This window comes from Enterococcus sp. C76 (genome assembly GCF_040886985.1).
GTDB classification, from domain to species: Bacteria; Bacillota; Bacilli; order Lactobacillales; family Enterococcaceae; genus Enterococcus_B; species Enterococcus_B lactis.
This window is the reverse complement of sequence record NZ_JBFOEY010000008.1, coordinates 39731-57320: the sequence shown is the minus strand read 5'-3', so window position 1 is coordinate 57320 and position 17590 is coordinate 39731. Positions and strand designations below refer to the sequence as shown.

Sequence of the window (17590 nt, the reverse complement as noted above, 5' to 3'; positions counted from 1 at the left end):
CCAATCTCACCTCGCCTTATTCTTCAAACCGTCTCACAACTGCCTCCATGTCTGCGGCTAAAGGCTGCTTGAACTCTAGCAGCTCTTCTGTAAATGGGTGGTAAAAACGCAGATCATAACAATGAAGGGCTTGTCTTTTTATTCCCAGATCCATTCGTCCGCTATACATATCATCACCGAGCAGTGCACAGCCAATGGCGGAAAAATGAACTCTTATTTGATGTGTCCTTCCTGTATGCAGCTGGATATCAACTAACGCGATTTCTGTTAGTCGCTTCTCTATCCAGTACTCCGTCTGTGCAGAACGTCCTTCATTAGAGACCATTCGCTTCAGTAGCGAAGAATAATCTCGGGCAATCGGCAAATCGATATGTCCATGTGCCGATAAATTGGAAAGCATTCCACTGACTAATGCTTGATATTTTTTTACAAACTTCTTTTCACGAAGTTGCGTGTCTAATTTTGCGTGCGCAAACCCATGCTTGGCAAAAAGCATCAAGCCAGACGTATCACGGTCTAGTCGTGTAACTACATGAATTACTTGGTTTTCGTACCCTTGTTTTTTGTAATAAGCTTTTACACGATTTGCCATTGTCCCATTTGGATGGTATTGGGCAGGAATGGACGAAACGCCTGCTGGTTTGTTTACTACCAGAACATGTTCATCTTCATACACGATATCGATCGGCGTTTCGTCCAAAAGTACGGTTTCATGTTCTCCTTCAGCAGGAATCACAATGGTTACCTTATCATCCTTGGCTAGAGAAAACAAGACATTTTCTACTTGATCATTGACTTTGATTTGACCGCCTTGAAATTTTATTTTCGCTAACAGACCTTTTGAGATCCCTTTTTCTTTTAAAAAATATTTTACCTGCTGAGAATGATCTTTCTCATAATCCCATGTAAACTGCATATTAATCCTCACCAATAAAGGCATCTTTCACGCGATGCCAAAAATGCATATGTCGATAAGAAGCAAAATGGATCCGTTCTTCTGCTATTCGATAATAAATAGAACGGATATCGGCTTTTGCGACATTCAATTGATCAACCGTTACAAGATAATCTTCTGTATTTTCCAATTTTATTTCCAACCACTCATCATGGGCAATCACTATCGGAGAACCCAAAGTACGAAACACTCGATTATTCAGCGAAGCAATCTCAGCCAATTGAAAGGCATTGATACTAGGATGGATCACTGCACCGCCGACACTTTTATTATAGGCAGTCGAACCAGTGGGTGTAGAAATCGTCAATCCATCTCCTCTGAAACTTTCAAACAATTCATTTTTAATGTATACATCGGCTACCATCGTACGATTGGCCCGTTTAATCGTTGATTCATTTAGTGCTAAAAAATGCTGATCAGGCGTTTCATCCAAATAACTGATCCGAACATCCAACAAGGGATAGCTGACACTTTGTTCCCGATTTGTTCGCAAGCTGTCTACTAGTTCTTCCAGCTCGTAATCTCGCCAATCAGTATAAAACCCTAAATGACCTGTATGCACGCCTAAGAAACGCACGTCATTCAGACAATGACTGTAGTGATGAAATGCCGATAATAATGTGCCATCTCCACCAATTGAGATGACCAACTCTGGTTCATGATCATCTCGCTGGATCCCAGCTTGTTCTAATAGTGTGTTCAAGCGCTCAGCCACTTCTATGGTCTTTGCTTCTTTATTGTGAACGATCGCTACTTTCATCCCCTGCCTCCTCTCTTTCACTTTCTTTCTTCAAAAGCGTTCGATAGTAGACATCATCTGATTTTCCTCTTCCATGGGAGAACAATCGCTGTGCTTCTTGGATTTCTTCACGGATACTAGACATCTCTTCATCCAGCTGATACGCAGCTTCTGCCGCACGCTGAAGTCGTTCGCTCATTTCTTCTGGAAAAACGCCTTGATATTTATAATTCAGTGAATGCTCGATCGTTGCCCAGAAATTCATCGCAAGGGTCCGTATTTGGATTTCCGCCAAAATTTTCTTCTCACCACTGATCAACTGTACAGGATACTCGATCACCAGATGATACGAACGGTAGCCACTTGCTTTCTTATTAGTGATGTAATCCCGTTCTTGAAGAACTTTCATGTCTTTTCTTTTACGGATAATCTCAACAACTTGATGGATATCTTCTACAAACTGACACATGATCCTTAAGCCGGCAATATCAGACATTTCTTCTTCTAAGCGTCCCATCGGAATATGACGTAACTGTGACTTTGTTACGATGCTGTCAACTGGTTTGACTCTCCCAGTGACAAATTCAATTGGAACATGACGATTTTGTTCACGAAACTGTTTACGGATTCCCCGCAGTTTCACTTTCAATTCTGATACAGTTTGTTCATATGGTACTAAAAATGCTTCCCAATCTCGTTCCATAGCTGATACCTCTACTTCATTAACATTCATTGTTTATTCTACCATATATGCAAAGTTTTTTCGTACTCTTGATTTATGCATTGACCAAAAAAAGAAAATTAGGCAGAATAGACAAAAAGGAGTCGATCAAATGACGCAAATGCTTGAAATCGAATATAAATCTATGCTGACAAAGCAAGAGTACGAGATATTCATCGCTCACTATCAATTAACAGATAAAGATTTCCGTGTACAGACTAATATTTACTTCGATACCGTTGATGAACAGCTGAAGAAACAAAATTGTGGCCTACGAATCCGTTTCGTTGGTCATCAAGCTGAATATACATTAAAAACACCTGCTGAGGAAGGACGTCTCGAAACGACGGATACCTTTGTAACAGAAGAAGCAGAAGCATTCATCTTTCAAAAACGTTTGCCTCGCTCGGGCGCAGTTTTTCAAAAACTTTCTGATTTGAATATCGATCCTGCTTCATTGATCCAAACAGGAAAGCTTACAACAAAACGGGCTGAGTTCCCTATTGAAGAAGGACTTTTAGCTATCGATGAAAGCTGGGGAGACAATCTTCATGATTTTGAACTAGAACTAGAGGTAGGGGATGCATCTGCAGGAAAAATTGCTTTTATAAATTTTTTAAAACGTTTTTCTTTGCCTTATCGTCCTGCTAAGAACAAGATCCAACGTATGCTTGAGGCTAAAAATTAGAAACCTTTCATTTTCACAAGGCACTTGAGTTCATTTTTTTACTTTTTTCTGTTAAGTTATAGGATGTGAAAGAATCTAGTCACTAGTTGTATAGAATCTATTTTGGGGGAGATTCATATGATCGAAATCTATTTATTTGTTAATCCTTTAGGGGAATATTGTTTCGAAATGGAGCAACAGTTATTACAATTTATTGAAGAAGAGTACGGAACACCATCAAAAGAAAAGATGCAATTTCGCTTTCTTCCTTTGGTCAATTTGCAGACAATTGGGGATGTCATGCAACAAAAAGGAATTTCTCAAAACAATCTTGAGAAACGCAACCACTTATTCTCAACGACTTATTCTGCCGCATTAGACTGCAAAGCGGCTCAATTCCAAGGAAAGAAAAAAGGCCGCCGTTTTTTGATCAAACTGCAAGAAGCAGTCGGCTGCAATAACATACCATATTCTCGTGCACTTGCTGAATCGATATTTGAAGAGATTGGCGGCGATTTGAATATGTTTAAAGAAGATCGGCAATCTGACTTTGTTAAAGAAGTATTCTTTTCCGATCAAAAAATTGCTCGGGAAATGGGCATCACGAAACATCCTTCCGCAGTCGTTTACAATTACGCTTGCGATCGTGATTTTGGTGTTTTAGTAGAAGTAGAAGGCACCAGCAGCCTTTGGAGAATCAAAGAGCTGTGTAAAACAACAGATAACTCGTATCAAGTTTTTAATGGTGAACATTTACATACAAATGATTCTCAGTTCCATTCACGAACTAGCCATTTACACTTGCTTTCTAATTAAAAAAATGCGTCGACTCCCTTACAAGAGAGCCGACGTATTTTTTTTGTTTCTATTCGAAAAAATCAAAAATCTTATAAACGATCAATCAATTCTTCTAATTCGTTTAGTCGTTGTTCAAACATCGACATTGCATCTTCGATATACGCAGCCTGTGTCATATCTACTCCTGCTTTTTTCATCACTTCAACAGGATAATCACTGTTACCAGCTTTTAGATAAGCCAAATAGTTCTCTAGCGCATCTGGTTCCTGACTGAGTATTCTTTTCGCCAACGCTGAAGCAGCAGAAAAACCAGTCGAGTATTGGAAGACATAGTAATTATAGTAAAAATGCGGGATCCGTGACCATTCAAATTTGATTTCTGGATCTTCTTCGACTGCCGGACCATAATATTTTGCATTCAATTTACCATAACTATCACTTAGATATTCACTAGTCAATGGCACACCTTTTTCATCTTCCGTATGCATGAAGTGCTCGAATTCAGCAAATTGTGTCTGGCGGAAAATTGTTCCTTTAAATCCATCCAAGTAATGGTTGAGCACATAAGCCCGGACACGAGGGTCTTTTTCTGTTTCCAATAAATATTCTGTTAGGATATTTTCGTTCGTTGTCGAAGCAATTTCTGCTAAAAAGATGGAGTAGTCACCGTATACATAAGGTTGGTTCGACCGTGTGAAATAACTGTGGACACTATGTCCCATTTCGTGGACAAGCGTAAACAGCTGATCCAATGTATCATGCCAATTCAATAAAATATATGGATTTGTGTCATAGCTTCCCGAAGAATAGGCACCACTTCGTTTTCCTTTATTTTCGACAACATCGATCCAACGTTCAGAGAATGCTTTTTCTACAATAGTCATGTACTCTTCACCCATTGGCTTCAGTGCTTCCAAAGCTTTCTCTTTTGCTTCTTCATACGTAAAGGTGATTGGAGCTTCTCCTAAGACCGGTGTATAAAGATCGTACATGTGCAGTTTTTCCACTTCTAATAAACGTTTCCGTAATTCCATATATCGATGCAGCAAAGGCAAATGCTTGTTTACCACGGCTACCAAAGTGTCGTATACACTTTCAGGAATATGATTATTGCTCAAAGATGCTTCTCTGGCAGAGCTGTAATTACGAACTTTTGCTTTAAAATTATGTCCTTTTATATGCGTACTTAAAGTAGAAGCAAACGTATTTCTAAATTGTTCATAAACACTGTACAACCCTTTAAATGCGGCTTCGCGAACACTTCGATCCGTGCTTTCTAGCAACTGACCATACACGCCATGAGATAATTGGACTTTTTCACCATTCTCTCCTTCGATCGTTGGGAAAACTAAATCTGCATTATTCAAAACAGCAAATGTATCACTTGAAGCCTCAAAGATTTCACCTGCTCCTGCAAGAAGCGATTCCTGATCGGCAGATAAAACATGGGCACGATTATCTACTATTTGCTGGATATAGTGACGATAGACTTCTAACTTCGGTTCTTCTTTGAAATATTGCCAAATCCGTTCATCTGATAACTGCAATATTTCTGGTTCAAACCAGGAAACAGCTTCACTAACCTTTGAAAACAAACTACTTGCTCTTGCATAAAGCGCTTGATATTCTGTATTCCCAGTATCTTGATCGTTTTTAAGGTGCGCATAGACATAAATGATTTCAGTTTGGCGATAAACACTCAACACAAATTCAATCGCATCAAGAAATTGAGAAGCGCCTTGATCAAGTGTTCCTTTGTATTTTTCAGATTTTTTTAACTTTTCTGATAATTCTAGATATTTCTCATCAAATTCTTGGTCGCTTGAAAAGATCTTGGTCAAGTCCCAAGTTAAATTTTCAGGCAATTCTTCGCGTTTTGGCAACTGCTTTACTTCCATGAAATCCACTCCTTTTTATATCCTTTTGTCTCGGTCTATCAAAATAGATCCTCGTCTAACATCCACATGTTACAGCGTCTGATTTTTCTACTAATCTATGTGTCTGCTTCTATCAATTTTAGCACAACTGAAACTTGTTTTACATAGAAAACCGATTCCTGTTCTATTTTTATACTTACTATATTTTCCAAGAGGATAAATGTGTGCATTCATCAAAAAATTGCCGATAGACCATCTCTTCCTCAATCATAGGGAAAAGCCACTGCATTTTATATTCTTTTACTTGGCAAAACCATGAGCTGAAATCAGGTACTTTCTGTTGTTTTAAGGATTCTTCGTACAACATTCGATAAAGAAAAACCTGTTCTCGTAAATAAAAGAAAAACCGACTGTTTTGATAGATCCACGGTGATAGATACAAAAGGTGCTTGTGACGCAAGTAGCACTGTTCTTGTATGGATACTGTATTTTTTTGTTTGTAAATCAGCTGGCGCGCCAGCCACTTCTTCCCATCCTCGCTTAACTTGTCTGTTTTCTTCATCTGATTTATTTTGATCTCATTATTAGTAAATATTTTTTTAAGATCATTACCAGAAAAAGTCCAGCAGCTACTGAAAAAAGAAATGTGACCTGATACAGTCTCTGTAATATGATGATATAAATAAAGTTTTTGGTTCTTAAGGTCAGCTTTCCAGCAATGTACCCCCCTTTTTCTATTATAATAGCAGCAACTTTTTTCTATCAATGAAAATTGCCGCTGTCCAAGAAAAGAATGACCAAGTATCCACCATACTTGGTAACCGTTGTTCAAATAACTTTTGGTTCTTTCAACAAATCTCTGATGAGACAATCTAGAACATTGGATTTCTAATGCTAGATTAGCCAATAAAATATCTGGTCTCTGCCTCAATCTTGGCAAATAGGCTTCCAAAAATGCAGGTTCTGCTGACTGTCCCAGCCAATCCATGAAATATTCCTTTAACTGCAAGTGTTCTTCTGATTCCCCCTCACTAAAAACCGAACAGTTGTCAGTTTTTCGATGGGCAAAATGAGCACATTTTTTCTTTCCCCTTTTCAAAACCACTCTTTTCCGACAACTACGACAATAATACGTTTTCTCTTTTTCTGCATATTTAGCAGAACAGCATTCATGATATTCATTCATCGCAAGCAGCATTTTTCTCCCTCTGAACTTATTTACGTCTAACAATTTATTTACACGAAAAAGAGCCATATCGATATATGATCGATATGGCTCTTACTATAATGATGATTTATACAAAATAAAATTTCGTACGCTCGATAGCATTACGCGCCATCAGACACTTTCCATATTCATTCAATGTTTCTGGTGTACGATCGCTCTTTTCTGCAAACTCCAAAATTCGAGCAATCTGATTCTCTACATCCGCTTGGTTGAGATTCTCCATCCAGAAATGAACGACTAGGTAATAACGCTCTTCGAATAAGTACAAATCAGTCCAAGCAGACTCTAGTTCAACATCTGTTGCCAGCTGGATCACTTGCTCAAAATCTTCAAAAGCAAAAATTGCTTGTCTTTCCTGTTCTTCTAGGGCGCTTCCAGATAATTCTTCTTCCGGATCGCTCCCAATAATTTGCTGACGGAGAAATTCGCTCACGTCTTCTGAATCCACAGCAGAATCTTCTGATTGAGAAACTTCTTCATCTGGCAGGTTTTTACTGATAAACAGTTCTAATCCGTCTCCTTTTGGCAAAACTTGGAAAGTGACAGCTTCGCTTCCTCGGAACTCCTCTTCGATATCAACTTCTTCCAGAATACTATAAAAGAAATTTTCGATTTCTTTGTGATTGCCAAGTAAATCCAAAAATGAAACGCCCCGTTCTTCTAAATCTTCATGACCTATCAGTACACGGATCGTATTTTCATTAATATGTTCCATTTCCATTTTGCTACACCTCACTTTGCCGCAATGTTCAATATAGATTCATTGTAGCGAAATCAGCTTAAATGTAAAGAAAAAAAATCCCGCTGTTAAGTGAATTTAATAAAACCAGCAGATTTTTCCAATCGTTCAAGCTATCTTATTTAACTATAACATTTTTGGGAGATGAATACTATATAGCCGACTTTTTAGCTAATCAATCACTTCTGTTTTTCATACCATGATCACTCTCACACCCTTTTTTGTGCCCACAATAAAGAACGCTATTTATAAAAACAAAAAAACTTGGAAAAACTATCCTCGTAATAGTTTTTCCAAGTTTCATTTTATCTTCTATAATCCAGCCATCAATTGTGCTTGACGCAATTCTAATTGTCGTACATCGCGCGGCAGGAATCGACGAATCTCGTCTTCATTAAAACCAACTTGTAGACGTTTATCATCAATCATGATTGGACGGCGAAGCAATCCAGGATTGTTTTGCACAAGTTCCAATAGTTCTTGTAACGGCAGATCATCTAAATCCATGTTCAGTTTTTGGAATACTTTGGAACGTGTCGAGATGATTTCTTCTGTTCCGTCTTCTGTCATTTGTAAAATCGCTTTTAATTCAGAACTGTTCAATGGTTCTGAAAAAATATTACGTTCAACAAATGGAATCTGATGTTCTTGCAACCACGCACGAGCCTTTCTGCAGGAAGTACAACTTGGGGAAGTATATAATGTTAACAACGTGCACCACTCCTTTTCGTGATAAGAATCACTTTTTTGTAACAGAAGATCATAATAATCTCCCATCTGTTTCTATTATACATAATCAACTTTTAAATAGCTACCTTTTTTTCATAATTTTTTTAAAAAAATGAAAGTTATCTAAGGTTAATATACAGTAAAACCAGCGTTCTTGCTTTTTTCATCATTTAAAAATTAGAGTTTTCAAATCTAATTCAAATTTTAGAAGACAATGAAACAGCAAACAAAACTGTACTATTATTTTATCTAAAAACACAAATGAAACCGATTTCTTAAGATTTTTTATGTTTTTTATTTCTTTGATAGTAATGTTTCTTGTCATTTTAGATAATATTGTTCTTTATTATAACGCTTATTTTCTCTGTTATATAAGCGCAATATTTTAAAGCAATGATTACTAGATAAAATTTACTATAAACAAATAAACTAAATAACGTTATTTTATGTTTGAATAGTTATACTGAGACTGTATTAAAAAAATAAACCTTTCGAAAATTCCTCAGAGATTGCATTAAAATAAACCAACCGAGTTACACAATAATGATTAATTTGTTCATCAAACCTATTGACGTGTTTCATGATTTTTAGTGAAAAAAACTGAAATCTAAAAACCTTATTCTGTCAAGGAAACAGAAATATAGTAAGAAAAACCTTTATTTATCAGCTTTTTTAGATGATTTTTTCTGTTACAATAGTCAAGGATTTGTGAAAAAATCAATGAAAACCGAAAGGCGTGTAAAATTTTGATTAAATCAGTTGTGTTTGATGTTGATGATACAATGTATGATCAGCAGCAGCCATTTCGAAATGCGGTAAAAAGAGTCGTGCCGCTTGTTTCAGATGAAGATATGCATCCACTATATATCCGATTCCGTCATCATAGTGATGAAAACTTTCCAAAAGTAATGGCAGGAGAGTGGACGCTAGAATATATGCGAGCACATCGAATCAGCCAATCACTAAAAGATTTAGACTACCCTCACATCACAGAAGAAGAAGGTCTCCTATTTCAAAAAATTTACGAGGAAGAACTTGATAATATCTGTTTGCATGAGGAGGTCAAAAAAACACTTGACTTCTTGAAGGAAAAAAATGTCCCATTAGGAATTATCACAAATGGACCGACTGACCATCAGACAAAAAAATTAAAACAACTTCAATTGAACAATTGGATTCCTTCCCACAACATGCTGGTTTCTCAAGCAACAGGTTTCCAAAAGCCAGAAAAAGAGATTTTTCAGCTTGCTGAGAAAGAATTTCATATGCTTCCAGGAGAGACTCTATATGTTGGCGACAATTATGACAATGATGTTTTAGGTGCAAAAAGTGCCGACTGGCAAGCACTTTGGTTCAACCATCGAGAACGCAAAATCGACCAGACCCCTATTTGCGATATCGAAATTTCTTCTTTTGATCAGCTGTTAGAAACAATGAAGACAATCTTTGCTTAACGCCTATAAATAAAAACAAAAAATAATAGCAAGGAAATCGGGTTAAAACGGAAACCCAGCTTCCTTGCTATTTCTTAAATCAACTAAACACCTGCTTTTTTTGAAAGATCTTCTTATCCATTACTGAACGATTGTTTCGAATCTCTTACTTCTCAATCTCTCCTACACTTAAGATCATGCGGATATCTTCTTCAGTCAGTTTTGTCAGCTGTTCTTCATTTCCTTGGATCACTTTTTGGAACAGTTCGCGTTTTTCTTGTTGGAGCGAATCCATTCGTTCTTCAATCGTTCCTTCAGAAATCATACGCCACACTTCTACCACATTTTTCTGTCCGATTCGATGCGCACGGCCAGCAGCTTGTTCTTCAATTGCAGGGTTCCACCAAAGGTCGTACAAGATGACCGTATCTGCTCCTGTCAAATTCAGTCCCGTTCCCCCAGCCTTTAAAGAAATCAGGAAAACATCTTTTTCGCCTGCATTAAATGCATCTACCATACTTAATCGATCTTGCGGTTTTGTACTGCCTCTTAAATAAAATGTTGAGATCCCCAGCTCGGCTAACTCTTCTTGTAAGATAGTAAGCATACCTGTAAATTGAGAAAACAGCAGAACTCTGCGTTTGTTCTCTTTGGCAGCGACTAATAGATCTTTTACTTGTTCGAGTTTGCCAGAACCGCCTTGGTAATCTTCAATAAACAGACGAGGATCGCAACAAATTTGACGCAACCTTGTCAGACCTGCTAGTATCCCGATCCGGTTTTTCTTGAATGCTTCAGAATCCATTGACGAGATTTCTTCACGCATTTGACGCAAGTAAGCTAAATAAACGGTCTTTTGTTCTTCTGTCAGTGCAGAATATAGATTCATTTCTGTTTTTTCTGGTAAGTCTTTCAACACAGTTTGTTTATCTCGCCGTAAAATGAACGGTCGGATCATTTGCGCAATTTCTTCTGCGGCAAGTTCTCTGAATTTTGTTTTGGTTGGGAAAAATCCTGGCATGATTGTTGCAAACAATGACCACAATTCTTCTAAATTATTCTCGATTGGTGTCCCACTTAATGCAAATCGCTGAGGCACAGCTAATTCTCTCAATGCTTGAGCAGTTTTCGTACTACTATTTTTGACCATTTGCGCCTCATCAAGGATCAAATAATCAATTTTTTGTGACTGGTAATCAGCTAAATCCTGTCTCAAACTGGCATAAGAGGTCACTCGAATATCTGTGTCTTTAACCAGCAATTCTTCCCGTTCTTTTTTATTCCCATTGATTACTTGGATACTCAAAGAAGGAGCAAATTTCTTTACCTCTGCCTGCCAGTTGTAGATTAAGCTGGCCGGCGCTACGATCAAAGCAGAAAAGCTTTCCCGTTCTTCTTTTTCCGAAAGTAAAAAGGCAATCGTCTGCAGTGTTTTCCCAAGTCCCATTTCATCGGCTAAGATACCGCCAAACTGATAATGGCCTAACATCTTCAACCATCGGAATCCTTGCTTCTGATACTCTCTCATCTTTGCATTCAATCCTTTGGGAAGTTGCGCCTGATACCCTTCTGGATGAATGAGATCTTGGACCATCGTTTGAAACGATTCGCTAAAAGTAGCATTGCTTTTTTCCAATTGATTTTGAATGATCAGTCCTTGATTCTTAGGTACATGGATCGTCCCTTCTTCTGAACGTATTGACTCCCGTAATTGTTGCAATACTTGGCTTGTTTGTTGGAATTCCTCTGAATCAAAAGAAAGAACCTGTCCATTTTCCAATGTATAAAAAGCATCGTTTCGCAACAAGCTTTGCAGTACATGATCAATCTCTTGCTCTTCTATCCCCGATACGTCGAACCGAATATCAAGCCATGAACCAGTCTCGGTTACTTCGATTTGCGGTTGATGTTTATGCGCATCTAAATACAACTCCCGCAACTTTCTGCCAAGTCTGACTTCACCAAACTGACGGAAGACAGATAGTTCTGTACGGAAAAAGGCATATAGTTCCTCCCCGCTTGGCAATGGACGCTCATAGCCAGTTTCATTTTTCTGGTAGCGATACATCCTGAATAAATCAAGGACTCGTTTTTCTTCAGCTCTGTCACGCAGCACCTGAAAGTCCTGATTGGCCGAGACCTCATGTTTTGGATCGGTCGAATAGATGACTTCGCCATAGACGAAATCGACTCGAGCTTGGATTTTTCCTTTTGCTTTTCGAAAAAAGAAAATAAATTCGACTGGAATATCTGCTACTTCCTTTTCTACTTCAGAGGCAACCACTACGTCTCCGATCTCCGAAAGAAGAGGAATGATTTCTTTAAACAAGGCCGGTAGTTCTTTTTTCTTGAATACTACTTCTGGTTTCTCCAATCGGCGAATCAATTGTTTCCAAGTTTGATAAACTGTTTGTTGATGCTTCGTTAGAGAATAGAATACTCCCTGGATAAGCCCCCACTGATAATGCATAAAGAAAAAATCAAAATCATTCAATGCTTGCAATAAATAGTCTTCTCCCTGTTTTTCCACTTTGAATGATAAAGGCTTGTTTTGATCGGAAAATTGGATTCCTTGATCGTTTTGTTCATTTATCTGCAGATGCAAACGTGTCGTCTGATTCATCTGTTCTAGTAGGAAGCGGGCTTGTTCTACTGGGAGAAGCAGGTATCTTTTGTCTAGTTTCCCTTTGACTTGCAAGCCATTCGTGCCTAATAATTGATGCGTTTGGGCACTTCCTGCAAGATGAGCGAGTATTTTTTGATCTTCTTTTTGAAAAGCCCGTTTATCTAGACGAAACTGATACTGCTTATTGACTGTGTAGGTTTCTTTTTCTGTGTAAGCCTGTAAAAAATCATAGATGTTTTTTACGATATATGTTTTTTTCGGCGATGCCAAAGAACCGATACGTAAGTAAAGCGCCAAAATAGAAAGCTCTGGATGATACTGATTTGTCTCAATCGTTTCTACTTGGTATTCAATAATCAAGGGTTGTACCGCTTGAGGATTTTTTTGTATTTTTAGACGAGAAAAACCTTTTGCAATGATTTCTCCTTCACTTGTTGTTTTTACCGGTTCTAACATCGGCTGGTCTTTTTTCATGATACGAGATAGATTTTTCGACCGTAAGTAAAGTTCCACAGCAACTGTATGCTTACAATATTTATGTTCCTCCCAATATGGACATTGGCAGTAATCTATCTCTTTTGCTGTCCCATCCAAATCAACCATATACAATTCACTGCCCAAGACTTCTGCATGCCACACGTTTTCTTCTTGGTCAGGGACAACCGATAACACTCGGCCTTCTTGCAAGTATTGACGCCCACGTGCAATGACTTTTTCCGGAATACTCCATTTCATAGTTACCAATCTCCCTTTTTATCCAAGTTGATAGCGTATTTTGCTTTGTCCGCTACCTTCTGTATCAATTCTTATTTGCTGTAATACTCGTTCTTTCAATTCTCTTACATGGCTAATGATCCCGATCATTCTTCCTTCACTTTCAATCGTTTCTAAAGCTTCCATCGCCATTTCCAAAGCTTCTTCATCTAATGACCCAAAACCTTCATCAATAAACAATGCATCGATTGCTACCCCACCAGCTTGTGTCTGAATCACATCCGCAAGGGCTAATGCTAAAGAAAGTGCTGCAATAAAACTTTCACCGCCAGACAGCGTATGCGCGCTTCGAGACATGCCTGCCTGATCATCATAGATATTGATTTCTAATCCGGTTTTCCCTCGATAACTGCCGATCGTATCCGCTAGTTCAAACTGATAACGATTTTTCGTTAAACGTTGGAGATGATCATTTGCTACTTGTAACACTTCTTGTAGATAAACTTGAAGCACATACCGTTCTAAACTAGTCTTCTTAGGATTTTCTCCGTTGAATGTTTGCGAAAGCTGCTGTAATTGCGTAAGTTCATCTAATTGCGTCTGGCTTGTGTGATAAATCGAAAGACATTCATCGTAGATTTTCTGGTTATTGATTTTTTGTTCTTGTAAACTGTATATCTTTTCTTGCTTTGTTTCGATCATCTCTCTTATCTCTTCCAATTGCTGGCTGATCTCTTTTGTATCTGGAACTATCTCCGTCAGCTGGATATTTTCTAATTGACGTAGTCGGTCAGCTGTCACTAATTGTGCTTCATGATAAGTAGTGATTATGCGCTGGTTCTCTTCGTATTGTGCTTGCTGTTGTGCGAATGCACAGACTTCCTCAGTTGTTGAAAAATACGATTGGCTTTCCAGCTTTTCAGCTATTCTTTGCTGTTCTTTTTCTATTTTTTCATCTATTTTTTCTATTTGTTCCTGTTGAAGATCAAGTTGTGTCCGAAGCATATGCAGATCTTGTAACAATTGCATTCCTGCTTTCTGCTCAGCAGCGAGTTGGTTTGAGTCTTCTTCTAACTGTTTTTCAAGTTGTCGTATCTCTTCTTCTAAACAGTTGCTATCCGTATCTTGTAATTGTTTTTCTAAACTTTTGATTTCGCCTTGCAGTTGTTGAAGCTGATTATTTTTTGCTGTCTGTTGCTGCTTGTAGTCAGCTAATTGCTGCTCAAGCTTTTCTACTTGTTGGCTTATTTCTTCCAGCTCTGCTCTTGCATTGGCTATCTTGCTTTTTCGTTTATCTAAAGATTGTTCGATTACTGTAAGAGCAATTGTTGTTTTTTGTTCTGTTATCGCAGGAAATGCCTGTTGCAAAGCCTGTTGTAAGTGTTTTTCTTGTCCAGCTAGTTGTATATTCGTTTCCATGATTTTTTGTTCTAAATCAGATAATTGCTGTTGAAGATTATTTTCATATGCTTCATTTTTGGCAATGATTTGCTGGGTTCTTTCTACAGCTGACTCAGCTTCTGCCAGTTGTTGCTCTACTTTCAAGATATCTTCTTTATTTGGCTGTTCATGTTTTGATTGTTGTACGGGATGTTCTGTCGACCCACAAACCAGACATGGTTCCCCCGGACGCAAAAAAAGCTGAAGACGAGCAATTTGCTGCTTTGCCCATTGGCTTTTCAGCTGTTCTGCTTGTTCTATCTGTTGTTTCAATCGCTGATTATTTTTTGTTGTTTCTTCGGCTGCTTTTTTGAGCTCTTCTCTTATCTGTTCGAGTGATTCGATGCTTTTTGTTTTTTGTTGTTCTATTTCCTGCTGTTTTTCATCTAGATGTTTTAACTGTCCAAAAGCAAGACGATCTTCCTGCAGTTTTTCCTGATCCAATAAGATTTCTTGAATAATTCGAGTTCTTTCCTGATAAATAGCCTGTTTTTGATGCAACTTCTCGGCGTTCGTTTCTTCTTTATCTAATGAATGTTTTAATTGTTCTGCTTCTTGTTTTTTACTACGCAAGGCTTCGACAATCGGTACCATCATCTGTTTGTTTTGCAATTGTTGAGCAGCTTCTTTGATTTTTGTTTGCCGATGTATGCGGTCTGTTTCATTTTTTTGCCACTCTTCATAATGCTGCGTAGTCATCGCTAGTTTCTTTGTTTGTTCACTGCTTTTTTGTGACAGTTCTATTTTTTCAGCTTTTATTTCTTTCAGGTGCTGGATTGGTTCAATTAAGCGTTGTGTAAATTCATAATACCCAATCCATCGTTTCTTTTCCTCTATTTCGTCTTTTTGAGCGGCTAATTTCTTTTGCTTATTTAGTAATGTCGCTTTTTCTTCATAGCTTTTTTTCAAGGTTTCAAAACGATAGTAGGAATTTTCTAATTGTTTCTGTTTCTCCTGATAGTCTGCTAAAACTTCTTTTTCTTCAGTGATTTGTTTTTCTAGTATGGCCTGATGGTTTGTCCATTGGGAAAGAACGGCTTCAAACCCTGCTGCTGCTTCCTCTTCTTTGACTAAAACAAATCTTTTTTGCAAAAGATGAAGTTCTTGCTCTAAATGATCTAGTTTTTGTTGCTGTTGCTTTGCTTTTTCCTTTAATCGCTCATTAAACTGTTGGAAAAGCTGAGTACCGAACAAATGACGTAAAACAGTCTCTTTCTCACTGCTTGATGAAACCAAAAAATTACGGAATTCTCCTTGGGGCAGTAAAACGATTTGGGAAAACTGTTTCGCATCGAGATTCATCAGTTCTCTGATCAACTGGTCTGCTTCTGTACGTTTTGTGATTTGTTTTATTTCTTTTCCTTTCCCATCAAAAATGGTCAACGTTACTTTAGCTGCCTGTTTTTTTGTTCCGTTTCCTTTTCGTTTCGCTAAAACTTGTTCTGGTTTTCGTTCGATTTCATAGTTCATCTGCTGATGTTCAAAAGAAAAAGTCACGCTTGTTTCTTCTTCTGGTGTAGCAAACAAGGAACGCATCTCTTTTCCAGAACGAAGTCTTCCGGAAGTTTCACCAAAAAGTGCGAAAGTGATCCCATCAAAAATCGTCGTTTTTCCTGCTCCAGTCTTCCCGCTGATCAAAAAAAGCGGTGCTTCTGTCAATCGCGAAAAATCAACGGTCTCATTGATAAAAGGACCAAAATTTTTAAGTTTTAATTTTTTCGGTTTCATTCTTGATCATTCCATTTCCATGATTTCTTGCAACGTTTCTCCGAGCCATTTTTCTTGGTTTGCCGTTAGCTGTTCTTCCGTCATTTCACTAAAAAATGTTTCTGCTAATTTTTGAGGATCTTTCATTTCTAGTACTTTTCGTTTGCGCTTTGTTTGTTCTGCTCGGCCGTTTGCCCGTTCAATCCCCAAAATACGTGGATATATTTGCCGAAGCTGGTTCATCATATTCGGGATGATCGTTCTGTCCGTGAGATAGATATGGATATAATTCTCCCGATTGACGGACTGATAGAAGGCAGGATCCAACAATTCTTTAAAACTTGCTGTTATTTCTTCAATATCATGCAGTGGTTCGATCTCCCTAAAATTCAACTCTAGGTCTGTTGCCAGATCAACGATCCATACGCCTTTTTTCTGGTTGATCTCAGATAGAGAAAATTTCAACGGCGAGCCACTGTAGCGAGCATTATCTTGCCTTAAAGCAGCTTGATTATGCAAATGTCCTAGTGCTACATAATCAAACGGTGCAAGCAGTTCGCCTGGGATCGAATCCAGACCCCCTACTTCGATTTTCGTTTCCGAATCAGATTTTACACTTCCCATTACAAAAAAATGGCTAATCAATACGTGTTTTTTCCCTGAATCGAACAGCTCTTCCATTTTATCTATCACTTTTGCTACCGCTTGCTGGATCGTGCGGATACTGTCATCTTCAAAATATAATCTGGCTGCAATTGGTTCAAAGTAAGGAAGAAAGAAAAATTGTATGTTGTTAAACTCGACTGGTTCGAAAGCTTCTGCTAGCTGCGTTCGCAAAAAATAGTTCGAATAACTGAACCATGGCGTACCAGCTGAAAGTCGCGTACTGCTATCGTGATTTCCTGATATAGCAAAAATTGGGATTCTTTCCTTTAAATTCCAATCAACCATCAATTCATTGTATAATGCTACGGCATCGACAGCCGGCACACTCCTATCATATAAGTCTCCTGCAATCACGATTGCCTCTACTTTTTCTTCTTTCGCGATATTCAGTATAGAAGATAATACATGACGTTGGTCTTCAATCAAGTCATAACCTTGTAGTTTTTTTCCGATATGCCAATCGGCTGTATGTAAAAAACGCATCCAATCACCCCAAAAAATGTCCTTCTAATCATTATAACACTTTGATCCATTACATGACACCCGTCTTC

At 38.0% G+C, this 17590-nt stretch carries 13 protein-coding genes; 3 read left to right on the top strand and 10 right to left on the bottom strand.

Features of this window, described 5'->3' with window-relative positions:
- Window positions 1-16: 16 nt before the first annotated feature.
- From AB3I00_RS10900 to AB3I00_RS10890, 3 genes are read right to left on the bottom strand one after another with little or no spacing between them, the layout of a single operon-like run.
- Window positions 17-916 carry an RluA family pseudouridine synthase gene (locus AB3I00_RS10900; RefSeq protein WP_002315659.1) on the bottom strand — a complete coding sequence of 300 codons (900 nt, stop codon included), beginning with the start codon at window positions 914-916 and terminating at the stop codon, window positions 17-19.
- A gap of 1 nt (window position 917) precedes the next feature.
- Entirely contained in the window at window positions 918-1715 is a 798-nt protein-coding gene (locus tag AB3I00_RS10895; RefSeq protein ID WP_002315658.1) for an NAD kinase, read from the bottom strand.
- The gene (locus tag AB3I00_RS10890; RefSeq protein ID WP_368025242.1) at window positions 1690-2397 is read right to left on the bottom strand and encodes a GTP pyrophosphokinase family protein; all 708 of its coding nucleotides are present in this window, start codon (window positions 2395-2397) and stop codon (window positions 1690-1692) included. Before AB3I00_RS10890 ends, AB3I00_RS10895 begins: the two co-directional genes overlap by 26 nt.
- A gap of 130 nt (window positions 2398-2527) precedes the next feature.
- Between AB3I00_RS10890 and AB3I00_RS10885 the strand changes: the two genes are divergently transcribed.
- Together AB3I00_RS10885 and AB3I00_RS10880 are read left to right on the top strand one after the other, a co-directional pair.
- Entirely contained in the window at window positions 2528-3103 is a 576-nt protein-coding gene (locus AB3I00_RS10885; RefSeq protein WP_002315657.1) for a CYTH domain-containing protein, read from the top strand.
- A 117-nt stretch (window positions 3104-3220) separates the two neighbouring features.
- Window positions 3221-3898 carry a ClpXP adapter SpxH family protein gene (locus tag AB3I00_RS10880; RefSeq protein ID WP_002315656.1) on the top strand — a complete coding sequence of 226 codons (678 nt, stop codon included), beginning with the start codon at window positions 3221-3223 and terminating at the stop codon, window positions 3896-3898.
- A 71-nt stretch (window positions 3899-3969) separates the two neighbouring features.
- On the opposite strand, the gene pepF is transcribed toward AB3I00_RS10880, so the two are convergent.
- The 4 genes from pepF to spxA form a co-directional block, all read right to left on the bottom strand.
- Window positions 3970-5778 (bottom strand): oligoendopeptidase F, encoded by a 1809-nt coding sequence (pepF, locus tag AB3I00_RS10875; RefSeq protein ID WP_368025202.1) that lies wholly within the window; start codon window positions 5776-5778, stop codon window positions 3970-3972.
- Window positions 5779-5956: 178 nt separating this feature from the next.
- Window positions 5957-6955, bottom strand: a complete 999-nt coding sequence (locus AB3I00_RS10870; protein ID WP_024635135.1) for a competence protein CoiA — start codon at window positions 6953-6955, stop codon at window positions 5957-5959.
- Between the two features lie 97 nt (window positions 6956-7052).
- Complete coding sequence (locus AB3I00_RS10865) at window positions 7053-7706, bottom strand: adaptor protein MecA (protein ID WP_002315653.1); 654 nt, start codon at window positions 7704-7706, stop codon at window positions 7053-7055.
- Window positions 7707-8036: 330 nt separating this feature from the next.
- Window positions 8037-8435 carry a transcriptional regulator SpxA gene (spxA, locus tag AB3I00_RS10860; RefSeq protein ID WP_002296384.1) on the bottom strand — a complete coding sequence of 133 codons (399 nt, stop codon included), beginning with the start codon at window positions 8433-8435 and terminating at the stop codon, window positions 8037-8039.
- Between the two features lie 764 nt (window positions 8436-9199).
- Between spxA and AB3I00_RS10855 the strand changes: the two genes are divergently transcribed.
- Window positions 9200-9907, top strand: a complete 708-nt coding sequence (locus AB3I00_RS10855; RefSeq protein WP_002309968.1) for an HAD family hydrolase — start codon at window positions 9200-9202, stop codon at window positions 9905-9907.
- 145 nt (window positions 9908-10052) lie between these two features.
- Here AB3I00_RS10855 and AB3I00_RS10850 read toward each other — a convergent pair whose 3' ends face one another.
- Genes AB3I00_RS10850 through AB3I00_RS10840 form a run of 3 tightly spaced genes read right to left on the bottom strand, consistent with a single transcriptional unit; the run spans window position 10053 to window position 17522 of the window.
- Window positions 10053-13247 carry a DEAD/DEAH box helicase gene (locus AB3I00_RS10850; RefSeq protein ID WP_086286472.1) on the bottom strand — a complete coding sequence of 1065 codons (3195 nt, stop codon included), beginning with the start codon at window positions 13245-13247 and terminating at the stop codon, window positions 10053-10055.
- 18 nt (window positions 13248-13265) lie between these two features.
- On the bottom strand, window positions 13266-16394 hold the full coding sequence (locus AB3I00_RS10845) for an AAA family ATPase (protein WP_368025199.1): 3129 nt from the start codon (window positions 16392-16394) through the stop codon (window positions 13266-13268).
- A gap of 6 nt (window positions 16395-16400) precedes the next feature.
- Complete coding sequence (locus AB3I00_RS10840) at window positions 16401-17522, bottom strand: exonuclease SbcCD subunit D (protein WP_024635139.1); 1122 nt, start codon at window positions 17520-17522, stop codon at window positions 16401-16403.
- Between the last annotated feature and the right edge of the window lie 68 nt (window positions 17523-17590).